The organism is Pelagovum pacificum (genome assembly GCF_016134045.1).
Taxonomy (GTDB): Bacteria; Pseudomonadota; Alphaproteobacteria; order Rhodobacterales; family Rhodobacteraceae; genus Oceanicola; species Oceanicola pacificus_A.
Genome location: NZ_CP065915.1, coordinates 2,802,050 through 2,812,839, shown reverse-complemented (window position 1 = coordinate 2,812,839; position 10,790 = coordinate 2,802,050). Strand labels below are relative to the sequence as shown.

Annotated in this window: 9 protein-coding genes; 4 read left to right on the top strand and 5 right to left on the bottom strand. The window is 66.6% G+C overall.

Annotation, left to right across the window (positions count from 1 at the left end):
* Positions 1–34 precede the first annotated feature (34 nt).
* On the top strand, positions 35–1,909 hold the full coding sequence (gene nhaA, locus I8N54_RS13775) for a Na+/H+ antiporter NhaA (RefSeq protein ID WP_140197494.1): 1,875 nt from the start codon (positions 35–37) through the stop codon (positions 1,907–1,909).
* Positions 1,910–1,984: 75 nt separating this feature from the next.
* Here the strand turns inward: nhaA and I8N54_RS13770 are convergent, their stop codons facing one another.
* The 3 genes from I8N54_RS13770 to I8N54_RS13760 all read right to left on the bottom strand — a co-directional run bounded on the left by I8N54_RS13770 (position 1,985) and on the right by I8N54_RS13760 (position 4,674).
* Positions 1,985–3,628 carry a CTP synthase gene (locus I8N54_RS13770; protein WP_140197495.1) on the bottom strand — a complete coding sequence of 548 codons (1,644 nt, stop codon included), beginning with the start codon at positions 3,626–3,628 and terminating at the stop codon, positions 1,985–1,987.
* Positions 3,629–3,807: 179 nt separating this feature from the next.
* Complete coding sequence (gene secG / locus I8N54_RS13765; protein WP_140197496.1) at positions 3,808–4,179, bottom strand: preprotein translocase subunit SecG; 372 nt, start codon at positions 4,177–4,179, stop codon at positions 3,808–3,810.
* Positions 4,180–4,278: 99 nt separating this feature from the next.
* Positions 4,279–4,674: a DUF6524 family protein gene (locus I8N54_RS13760; RefSeq protein WP_140197497.1), complete on the bottom strand. Its 396-nt coding sequence runs from the start codon at positions 4,672–4,674 to the stop codon at positions 4,279–4,281.
* A gap of 157 nt (positions 4,675–4,831) precedes the next feature.
* Here I8N54_RS13760 and I8N54_RS13755 point away from each other — a divergent pair, with 157 nt between their 5' ends.
* Positions 4,832–6,124, top strand: a complete 1,293-nt coding sequence (locus I8N54_RS13755; protein WP_140197498.1) for an adenylosuccinate synthase — start codon at positions 4,832–4,834, stop codon at positions 6,122–6,124.
* Positions 6,124–6,345, top strand: coding sequence for a DUF2842 domain-containing protein (locus tag I8N54_RS13750; protein WP_140197499.1), 222 nt, complete (start codon positions 6,124–6,126; stop codon positions 6,343–6,345). The genes I8N54_RS13755 and I8N54_RS13750 overlap by 1 nt, the downstream gene beginning before the upstream one ends.
* A 72-nt stretch (positions 6,346–6,417) precedes the next feature.
* On the opposite strand, the gene I8N54_RS13745 is transcribed toward I8N54_RS13750, so the two are convergent.
* A complete protein-coding gene (locus I8N54_RS13745) occupies positions 6,418–9,072 on the bottom strand; it encodes a hypothetical protein (protein ID WP_140197500.1) in 2,655 nt (884 codons plus the stop codon).
* A 138-nt stretch (positions 9,073–9,210) separates the two neighbouring features.
* Here I8N54_RS13745 and I8N54_RS13740 point away from each other — a divergent pair, with 138 nt between their 5' ends.
* Complete coding sequence (locus tag I8N54_RS13740) at positions 9,211–9,909, top strand: thiamine diphosphokinase (protein ID WP_140197501.1); 699 nt, start codon at positions 9,211–9,213, stop codon at positions 9,907–9,909.
* On the opposite strand, the gene I8N54_RS13735 is transcribed toward I8N54_RS13740, so the two are convergent.
* Positions 9,848–10,762: a DMT family transporter gene (locus tag I8N54_RS13735; RefSeq protein ID WP_140197502.1), complete on the bottom strand. Its 915-nt coding sequence runs from the start codon at positions 10,760–10,762 to the stop codon at positions 9,848–9,850. The genes I8N54_RS13740 and I8N54_RS13735 overlap by 62 nt on opposite strands.
* Positions 10,763–10,790: the final 28 nt, after the last annotated feature.

Sequence of the window (10,790 nt, the reverse complement as noted above, 5' to 3'; positions counted from 1 at the left end):
ATAGCTACCCCTACTCAAGACAGGACACGCCCCAGTGACCACCACGACCGCCGACGTCCCGAACATCGACCATTCCCGAGATTTCTGGTGGGGTGAGGAGGGGGCTTCGGTCTCGCTGATCGCCTACGGGGATTACACCGACGGGCGCACGGGCAAGGTCCGCTCTGTCCTGTCGGGCGACAGCGGACTGCGTTCCGCCGTCTGCTTCGTCTTCCGTCAACGGCCCCGTCCGGGTCGTCCGGACGCGGAACGGGCCGCCCGCGCAGCCATCGCGGCGGGACGGCAGGATGCCTTCTGGAAGATGCACGACCGGCTGTGTCACCCGCGCCAGAAATTCGATCAGGATAGTCTGGAAGAGGCGGCGCGCGAGCTGGAGCTGGATGTGGAGCGCTTCGTTCGCGAGATGGACGACAAAGAGACGTCCGATCGGCTTCAAGCCGACATCGATTCCGCCTCCGAGGCCAACGTCATGGTCACGCCCGCGCTGTTTATCGACGGGCACCATTACCTTGGCCCCTGGGACGAGACTTCGATCGAGGAGACGATCCGCCGCCCGCTCGGCGTCCGCCTGAGCGAGGCGCGGCAGTCCTTCTTCAACTGGGCCGCATCCGGCGGCTTCGTGCTGGTGCTGGCCACGCTCGCCGCGCTGGTGGTCGCCAACATCGGCTACCACGACGCCTACGAAGCGCTGCGCGAGACCGAAAGTGGACTGGTGTTCGGCGAGGGGATGTTCCTGCTGACCTTCGAGGAGTGGATCAACGACGGGTTGATGGCGCTCTTCTTCCTGATCGTCGGGATCGAGATCAAACGGGAGATCGTCTCGGGCGAATTGTCGTCACCCGCCGACGCGGCGATGCCGGTAATCGGGGCGCTTGGCGGCATGATCGTCCCGGCCTTGATCTACGTGACGATCAACTTCGGACAGGACACGGTTCACGGCTGGGGCATCCCGATGGCGACCGACATCGCCTTCACCCTCGGCCTGATGGCGCTGCTCGGGCGGCGCGTGCCTTCGACGCTCAAGGTCTTCGTCTCTGCGCTCGCCATCGCCGACGACCTCGGCGCGATCCTCGTCATTGCACTGTTCTATGGTGAGGGTTTCCACGTCATGCCCTTCGTCTGGGCGGTGGTGGTCTTCGGCATCATGCTGGGCCTCGGCTGGGTGCGGGTCTACGGGCTGGCACCATACCTGATCCTCGGTGCGGTGCTGTGGGTGCTGATCCACGAATCCGGGCTGCACGCCACCCTGGCGGGCGTGCTGACGGCCGCCGCGATCCCCTCGCGCCCCAACGCGAACGCCGCCGGCGTGGCCGCGCAGGCCCATGCCGTGATCGAGGCGGAGGCGATCCGCGCCGACCGGGAGGCGGAAGAAACGGGCGAGGGCCGGTTCGAATTCGGCAACCGGGCGCTCGCCATCGTCACCAACGCCTTCGAACGACTGCGCGAGCCGGGCGAGCATCTGCAACATGCGCTGGAGGGCTGGACCAACTACCTGATCCTGCCGCTGTTCGCCTTCTTCAACACCGGTCTTCTCATCATCGGGTCGGAGTTCTCGCCCTTCGCGCCAGAGTCGCTGGGCGTCATGCTGGGCCTGATGATCGGCAAGCCTCTCGGCATCGTCGGCCTCTGTTTCATCGCCGCGAAGATCGGGCTGGCCCGGCTTCCGAACGGCGTGAACTGGACGCAGATGATCGGCGCGGGCTGCCTTGCCGGTGTCGGCTTCACCATGTCGATCTTCATCGCCACGGCTGCGTTCGAGGGGCTGGAGCTCGAAGCGGTGAAACTTGCGGTTCTGATCGGCTCCACCATCTCGGCCATCGCGGGGCTGGTGATCCTGTCGCTCGCGCCGAGCAAAGCACGGTCCGAGCCGGCGAAAGAGCAGAAGCCCGAAGTTCAGGGAGCCGCCTGATCGGAATAGTGCAAGGTCAGAGACCTGCGTGGTGCCTCATGGCGCCTCGCAGGTGGGAAACCTGAAAGCGACCGATCAGACCAGCCGGGAGTTCTCGACCGCCGCGCGGACGAAATCCGCGAACAGCGGGTGCGGCGCGAAGGGCTTGGACTTCAGCTCCGGGTGGAACTGCACGCCGATAAACCACGGGTGGTCCGTCCACTCCACGATCTCGGGCAGGCGTCCGTCGGGGCTCATGCCGGAGAAGCAGAGGCCCTTGTCCTCGAGCCGGTCCTTGTACTTGGTGTCGACCTCGTAGCGGTGGCGATGACGCTCCTCGATGCCGGTTGCGCCGTAGACCTCTGCCACACGTGACCCCTCGGTCAGGACCGCGTCGTAAGCGCCGAGGCGCATGGTGCCGCCCTTGTCGTCGTCTGCCTTGCGCTCGACCTTGTGGTTGCCCTGCACCCATTCCTTCAGGTGGTACACGACCGGCTCGAACCGCTTCTTGCCGGCCTCATGGTCAAATTCCTCGGACCCTGCGGTCGCCACGCCGGCGACGTTGCGGGCCGCCTCGATCACCGCCATCTGCATGCCGAGGCAGATGCCGAGGTAGGGTACCTTGCGCTCGCGTGCGAACTGGGCGGCCTTGATCTTGCCTTCCGTTCCACGCTCGCCGAAGCCGCCGGGGACGAGGATCGCGTGATAGCCCTCGAGGTGGGGCGCGGCGTCTTCGCGGTCGAAGACCTCGGCATCGACCCACTCCACGTTGACCTTCACGCGGTTGGCCATGCCACCGTGAGTCAGCGCTTCCTTGATAGACTTGTAGGCGTCCTCGAGCTGGACGTACTTGCCAACGATCGCGACCTTCACCTCGCCTTCCGGGTTCTCGATCCGGTCGGCCACGTCGTACCAGCGGTCGAGGTTCGGCTTCGGCGCGGGCGAGATGCCGAATGCGTCGAGCACCGCCTGGTCCAGCCCCTCGCGGTGATAGGCGAGGGGGGCCTCGTAGATCGAATTGAGGTCATAGGCCGGCACCACGGCATCGGAGCGCACGTTGCAGAACAGCGCGATCTTCTCGCGCTCCTTGTGCGGGATCGGCTGCTCGGACCGGCAGACGAGGATGTCGGGCGCGATCCCGATCGACTGAAGCTCCTTGACGGAGTGCTGCGTCGGCTTGGTCTTCAGCTCACCCGAGGCGGCGAGATAGGGCAGCAGCGTGAGGTGCATGAAAATGCACTGGCCGCGCGGTTTGTCGTGGGAGAACTGGCGGATCGCCTCGAAGAAGGGCAGGCCCTCGATGTCGCCGACGGTGCCGCCGATCTCGCAGAGCATGAAGTCGACCTCGTCCTCGCCGATGGCGATGAAGTCCTTGATCTCGTTGGTGACGTGCGGGATGACCTGAATCGTCTTGCCGAGGTAGTCGCCGCGGCGCTCTTTCTCCAACACGTTCGAATAGATGCGGCCCGAACTGACGGAATCGGTCTTGCGTGCCGCGACGCCGGTGAAACGCTCATAGTGACCGAGGTCGAGGTCGGTCTCAGCGCCGTCGTCGGTGACGAAGACCTCACCATGTTCGAACGGGCTCATCGTGCCGGGGTCGACGTTGAGATAGGGGTCGAGCTTGCGGAGCCTGACGGAGAAGCCACGGGCCTGCAGAAGCGCGCCAAGTGCCGCCGAGGCGAGGCCCTTCCCAAGGGACGAAACCACACCGCCGGTGATGAATACGAAGCGCGCCATGTGCGGTTATCTCCCGTGATGCTGATGCATGTTCAGCCAAATTTCGAGGGGTCCCGAACGTCGAGGACGTCGGTATCACGGGGTTCCATGATAGTCCGATTCGTGAACCGGCCGCAAGTCGGGACGCAATATGCTGTTGGTCGGCGAGACCGACCTTCAACAAATTGTGGATTAGAGGGTTAGTCGGCCTCCGGGACCAGCGAGTCGGTGGTGCTCTCGCCGGGGGTCGGCGGCAGCAGGCTTTCGCCATCGAGGCCGGGGAGCGTCGGCGCGGGCTCATCCGCCGCCGGCTGCTCGGTGATCCGGTCGAGAACCGATCCCGTCGCACTGTCGCTGGCTGCGATGATCGTGAGCGCGATCGACGTGCAGATGAAGGCGATCGCGAGGCCCCAGGTCACCTTGCCGAGCGCGGTCGCGGCCGAGCGTCCGGTCATCATGCCGCCGCCACCGCCGCCGATGCCGAGACCGCCACCTTCGGACCGCTGCATCAGGACCACGCCGATCAGGGTCAGCGCGAGCAACAGGTGAACAACGAGAATGACGGTTTCCATGGATCGGCCTTCAGTTCCGGAACGGGCCGTATCTAGAGTCTCGCTTCTCGTCACGCAACCCCGGATCCGGGGATCGTGACCCCTGCGGCCGGGTGTGGCTCACTCGTCCACGTCGTCCATGTCGATCTGGCCGGACAGCTTCTTGCGGATGATCGACCAAGACAGGCCGACGCCGAGCACGAGGCTCATCGCGAACAGGCCGAGCCACGTGTTGGCGGAGGGGTTCTGCAGGCTGACCCAGCCCTGGTCGTAGGCGACCCAGACGATTGCGGCGACGAGCGCGAGGATCAGGATCATTCCCGCCAGCCCGATCGATCGCAGGGTTGCCCGGACGTAGATGATGAAGCCGACGAGCAGCAGCAGCCCGAGCAGCACAACGATAGATGTGTTGCTGTCCCAGTTCGCCATCGAGAATCGGACGTAGTTGTACTGGGTCGGGTTGTAGGTGGCGGCCAGCAGAATCAGCGCAAACAGCCAGCGAACGAGAAATCCCATGAACACGTCCTTCTTTCCGGGTGGCTCCAGCTAATCCGCGAGCGCGCGTGCCGTCCACCCGGTTTTCCCGGCGCGGGCGATGGCGACAGATTGCGGTTTCGCCCCCTTCCGGCTTGCCCTATACCGGCGCCGGTTTTTCCGGCGGAGGACAGGGCCAATGGCCAACGTGGTTGTCGTAGGCGCCCAGTGGGGCGACGAGGGCAAGGGCAAGATCGTGGACTGGCTGTCCGAACGGGCGGACGTCATCGCCCGGTTTCAGGGCGGCCACAACGCCGGGCATACGCTCGTCGTGGACGGCGAGGTCTACAAGCTTCACGCGCTGCCCTCCGGCGTGGTGCGCGGTGGCAAGCTGTCGGTGATCGGCAACGGGGTCGTGCTCGACCCATGGCACCTGCTCGGCGAGATCGAGACGATCCGCGCCCAAGGGGTGGAGATCACGCCCGAGACGCTGATGATCGCGGAGAACACCCCGCTGATCCTGCCGTTTCACGGTGAACTCGACCGCGCGCGGGAGAGCCAGAACTCCGTCGCCAAGATCGGCACCACCGGGCGCGGCATCGGCCCGGCCTACGAGGACAAGGTCGGGCGCCGGGTCATCCGGGTCGCCGACCTCGCCGACGATGCCACGCTGGAGCGGCGGGTCGACCGCGCGCTCGTTCACCACAATGCCCTGCGCAACGGGCTGGGGCTCGAGCCTGTGGACCGTGACGCGCTTCTGGCGAAGCTGCGGGAGGTCGCGCCCGGCATCCTCGAATATGCCGCGCCGGTCTGGAAGGTCCTGAACGACCGCCGCAAGGCCGGTCAGCGAATCCTGTTCGAAGGTGCGCAGGGCGCGCTGCTCGACATCGATTTCGGCACCTATCCTTATGTCACCTCCTCGAACGTGATCGCGGGGCAGGCGGCGACCGGCACCGGGATCGGTCCCGGCTCGATCGATTTCGTACTCGGCATCGTGAAGGCCTACACCACTCGCGTCGGCGAGGGGCCGTTCCCCACGGAGCTGTTCGATGACGATGGCCAGCGCCTCGGAGAACGTGGGCACGAGTTCGGCACCACCACGGGGCGCAAGCGCCGCTGCGGCTGGTTCGACGCGTGCCTCGTACGTCAGACCTGCGCGACCTCGGGCGTGTCCGGCATCGCGCTGACCAAGCTCGACGTGCTGGACGGGTTCGACGAGCTGAAGATCTGCACCGGCTACCGGCTGAACGGCGAGCTGCTCGACTACCTGCCGACTGCCTCCGAGCAGCAGGCCCGGGTCGAGCCGGTCTACGAGACGGTCAAGGGCTGGAACGAGTCGACTGCGGGCGCCCGCAGCTGGGCGGACCTGCCGGCCGAGGCGATCAAGTACGTCCGCCGGATCGAGGAGCTGATCCAGTGCCCGGTCGCACTGGTTTCGACCTCGCCCGAGCGGGAAGACACGATCCTCGTCACCGATCCGTTCGCCGACTGATGGCCCTGACGCACAAGCAGAAACGGCGCCGCGCGCTGCTGATCCTGCTGGTCGGGCTGCCGGTCTACATTGTCGTGACGGTCACCATCCTCAACCTGCTCGGCCGTCCGCCGATCTGGGTCGAGTTCCTCGTCTATGCCGTCCTCGGCATCCTCTGGGCGCTGCCCTTCAAGAAGGTGTTCGAGGGTGTCGGCCAGGAACCGCCCGAGGACGAGCGCTGATCGCAAAATGAAAAGGCCGGCCCCCTCGGGACCGGCCTTTTTCGTAGGATGGGTTAGAAACCCATCACCCGGTCAATCGCCGGACGCGGCCCGCACCGGGCGGAAACGGGTCTGGCTCGAGACCTGGAAGCGCCCGTTGCGGACCTTCTCGATCCGACCCTGCCGCAGCAGCGTGCCAAACGCGCGCAGGCCGTCCTCACGGGTAAACTCGTCCGTCATGATCGCCTGCACCTTCTTCATGATGTGCGGACGGGAGACGTCCTCGTGCCCTTCGACGAAGGCTTCGTGGGCGGCCGCCGCTTCGAGCAGGTCGGTCAGGCTCGCCGCGCCGACGTCCGCGGCGAACCGGGCGAAGTCGGCATCCTGTTCGGAGCTCGCCACCGGTCGCGCCGCGGCGCCACCGCTGGTCACGCGGCGCGGGCGAACCGGGGCCTCGGCGGAGTGGTCGGCGCTCGGCCGGTCGGTGCCGGGCACGTCGACGCGTTGCGACGCCACGAGCTTCAGCGGTGCCGGACGCGGCCGGTCGGAGCGGTTCTCGGGCCGCACGGCACGGCGCGGGCGGACCACCTGATCGAGGTCGTCGCGGAAGATGTTCTCCTCGCCCTCGGCCGCACCACCGCTGTTTTCGCCGAGGCGACGGGCCGCCTCGGTCGCGGCGACGGCCGCCTTGAGATGCGCGATGGCCTGCCGGCGACGGTTGCCTTCCGGCTCCTGAAGCTGGGCGTCTGTCTCCGAGAGGATGCGCGACATCGAGGCTTCGTCTGACTCCGGGGAGCCGGTCAGCAGCGAGCCACGACCACGACGGGGCAGATCGTCATCCTCGTCGTGGGCGACGACGTCGTGCTCCTCCTCGGCGGGGCGTTCTTCCGCGACGGTGTCCGGCTCGTCTTCTTCGGCGATCTCGGGCGTCGCATTCTCAAGTACGTAGACGCCGTCATCCTCGTCTTCGTCGTCGTACGCCTGATCGGTCGTTGCCTCGTCGGCGCGGCCGATGCGTTCGACCTCGGCAAGCTCGTCGAGCAGGGCGGCCTCGTCCTCTTCCGAAAGCTGGCTTTCGGTTTGGTCGTCACCCGCGACCAGGCCGTCGAACTCGTCGATGCCGTCGAGGCTGGCGAGATCGTGGAGCGGAGCGGTGTCCTCGGGCGGTTCGACGTCGGCGCCGGGACGGACCTCGTCGTCCACCTGGGCCGCAGCCGGGGTGTCGTCCTCGGCCTCGGCGGCGAGGCTCGCCTCGAAGTCGCTGCGTTTCATGCGCACGACGCGGGCCCGGATCGGCGCCGGTTTCGGCTGTTCGATCTCGTCCGACTCGTCTGTGGCGACCTCGGTCTCGTCTGCGGCTTCCGAAACGTCCACTTCGACCGGCGCGGGCTCTTCGGCGGCGGTGCGGGCGGCTTCGTCTTCGGCCAGCAGATTGCCGAGCACGGAGTCGCCGTCATCGTCGTCTTCTTCTTCAGCGGCGGCCAGATCGTCGTCGGAATCCGAGGCGGTAAGGGCGTCTTCGGGCTCGTCATCCTCGACCGTGTCGACTTCGGTCAGGGCGACGTCGTCTTCGACCTCGTCCTCGAAGGCGGCGATGTCGGCTGCCTCATCTTCGACCTTCTCGTCTGTGGTGCTGGCGGTGGCGTCCTCGGGTTCGTCCTCGATGTCATCGTCGGAGGACTGGCCGACCACGGCACGGATGCGGGCGAGCTTGGCGGCAACGCTTTCAGCTTCACGGCGGACGGGGGCCGGCGTGGGCGTGACCACGGCTTCCGCCTCGGTAACGGCCCCGTCGGCGGCATCTTCTTCGGCTTCGGCGGCGGCCTGTTCGGCAGCGGCTGCCTTGCGCTCTTCCTCGGCACGACGCTCGAGCTCGCGTTTGGCGGCGCGGGCCTTGCGCTGCCAGCGCTTCTCGTCGTCGGTGAGGTCGGCCCAGGCGCGTTGCTTGGGCGCTTCCGGCGCGGGGGGCGGCGCGGCGACTTCGGGTTCGGCCTCTGCGGCGGGCTCTTCCGCCTCGGCGACCTCAGCGGCGGAGTCGTCATCGGCAGCGTCTTCGACCTGTTCTTCGACGGGCTCCGGCTCAGCCTCGGCCTCTTCCGGCGCGTCCGTCTCAAGGTCTGCGACCTCTTCCGGGGTCTCGTCCTCGGAACCTTCGACGTCGGGCGCGGCGGGCGCTTCGGACTGCTGCTCGGCAGCGACGGACTCCTCTTCGGGCTCCGGCGCGGCGGCAGGCTCTTCGGCAGCCTCTTCCGCCGTGGCAGTCTCCTCGGGCGCGTCTTCGGCGGCGCGCGCGGATTTATCCTCGGAGAGGAGGGCGGACAGGTCTGTGACCTTGTCGGCCTCGGTCGCGGCCTCGTCCTGCTCCGCGTCCGACGTGTCGAGCGCGGCGGCAACGGCGCTCTTGTCGTCGTCCTTCGGCGCGGACTTCGGGGGCTGTTGCTGCTGCTGGGACGCAGGTTGCTGTTGCGGGGCCATTGCAGCCGCTGCGGTGCCGAGGGCGGGACGCAGGATATATCCACCGCGCTCCCGCCGCGCCTCGACCCGGCGCTCGACTTCGCGTTCGGCAATTCGTGCAAGCATCTCGGGATCGGGTGTCGGCGGCTCCGCCCCGAAATAACGATCGTCCGCGGCAAGGTCGCGGAAATACTCCGCGATGGCCTTCATCGTGTCGAACGCGTCGTCGAATCCCTCGAGGGTGCACGAGAAGGTGCCGTAGGATACCGTTAGAATCTTGCTCGGTTCCGCCATCTGATACTCACTTTCTCTCTCGCCCACCAAGGCTTGCTTACCATGAATTGGTTCCGAATAAGGAACGGGATAAGGAGTAACGGGGGTTCATTTAGTGACCACTTTGGGGAATGTTGAGCGATATGGACACAATCCGCCTTGATTGATCCCATTGTTCGATCACCCACCCCCGTCACCCTGATCGGCGGGGCGCCCGCCCGCGACAATGAGCTTGAAACGGCCGTTTCGTTTGCGCCGACAGTCGTGGCGGTGGACGGAGGAGGGGACCATGCACTCGCCGCCGGACTGTGGCCCGAAGCGGTGATCGGGGACATGGACAGCCTTACGAAACAGGGGTCTCAGGCCCTGGAGGGGCGAATCCACAGGATCGCGGAACAGTCCACCACGGACTTCGACAAGGCGCTCCGGTCCATCGAGGCACCGCTCGTCATCGCAGTGGGCATGACCGGCGGGCGACTCGACCACGAGCTGGCCGCGATGACGGTGCTCGTCCGTCATCCGCATCGCTATTGCATCGTCCTCGGTGAAGAAAACGTGACCTTCGTCGCGCCGCCTCGACTGACGCTCGACCTGCCGGCGCGGGACGTCTTCTCGCTTTTCCCGATGCGCCGCGTGACCGGTCGGTCCGACGGGCTCCGCTGGCCGCTGGACGGGCTGGTCTTCACGCCGGACGACCTGATCGGCACGTCGAACGAAGTGACGGGGCCGGTGACGCTGGCGATGGACGATCCAGGGATGCTGGTGATCCTCGCGCGCGATGCGCTTGGCGAGGTCGTCAGGACGCTGGCGGCGCTGGCGGAACGGGACGCACCGCGATGGCCCGCTCCCGCGCGATGATGTAGAGGCCGGCGCTTACCAGGATCACGATGCCCAGCCCGGCCAGCCCGTCCGGCAGATCGCCGAAGATCAGCCAGCCGAAGAAGGTGGAGAACGGAATTTCGAGGTACTGCATCGGCGCCAGTGTCGAGGCGGGTGCGAACTTCAGAGACCACGTCATGAAGAAGTGGCTGAAGGTCCCGACCAGGCCGAACGCCGCGAGGAGCCACCAGACGTCGCGTGGCGGCGGGATGATCTCGGCTACCGGGGCGGGGCGCAGCAGCAGGATGGCGACCGCGACGATGGGCAGCGCCATCAGTCCGGAAATGCCCTGCATCGTCACCGCGTCGACCTCGCGGGCGATGGTGCGCGTGGTGAGCATGAAGGCAGCGAAGGCAATCGCCACGATCAGCGGCAGGAAGGCGGGCCAGCCGACCTCGGTGAAGTTCGGCTGGATCACCAGAAGCGTGCCGCCGAACCCGACAAGGCAGGCCGACAGCCGGTGCGGTCCGACCTCCTCGCCGAGGAACATCCAGCCCGACAGCAGGATGAAGAACGGCATCACGAAGGCGATGGCGACCGCGTCGGCGAGGGGCAGATACTGAAGCGCGGCGAACATCGCCGCCAGCCCGACCACATGCGCGACTGTGCGATAGAAGATACCCCGGTAGATTTTCGCACGCAGCCGCAGGGATTTGCCGAGCAGAAGCGCCAGCGGCAATAGCAGGAAGCCTTGCACGGCGAAGCGGAAGAAGATCAGCTCGCCGAGCGGTATCGTCCCGCCCAGCAGTTTCGCCATGCTGTCGCCGAGCGGGGCGAGCACGCAGAAGCAGAGCATCAACAGGATGCCGAGAAGAGGGCGATCGGCCGACATGGGGCGACGCTATGGCAGGTGCGGTGGG

Bases quoted from the DNA above. Each gene is read 5' to 3' on its own strand.
- I8N54_RS13735 (WP_140197502.1), bottom strand. From the start codon at position 10,762: ATGTCGGCCGATCGCCCTCTTCTCGGCATCCTGTTGATGCTCTGCTTC.
- I8N54_RS13745 (WP_140197500.1), bottom strand. From the start codon at position 9,072: ATGGCGGAACCGAGCAAGATTCTAACGGTATCCTACGGCACCTTCTCG.
- I8N54_RS13760 (WP_140197497.1), bottom strand. From the start codon at position 4,674: ATGGGATTTCTCGTTCGCTGGCTGTTTGCGCTGATTCTGCTGGCCGCC.
- I8N54_RS13770 (WP_140197495.1), bottom strand. From the start codon at position 3,628: ATGGCGCGCTTCGTATTCATCACCGGCGGTGTGGTTTCGTCCCTTGGG.
- I8N54_RS13750 (WP_140197499.1), top strand. From the start codon at position 6,124: ATGGCCCTGACGCACAAGCAGAAACGGCGCCGCGCGCTGCTGATCCTG.
- I8N54_RS13755 (WP_140197498.1), top strand. From the start codon at position 4,832: ATGGCCAACGTGGTTGTCGTAGGCGCCCAGTGGGGCGACGAGGGCAAG.
- secG (WP_140197496.1), bottom strand. From the start codon at position 4,179: ATGGAAACCGTCATTCTCGTTGTTCACCTGTTGCTCGCGCTGACCCTG.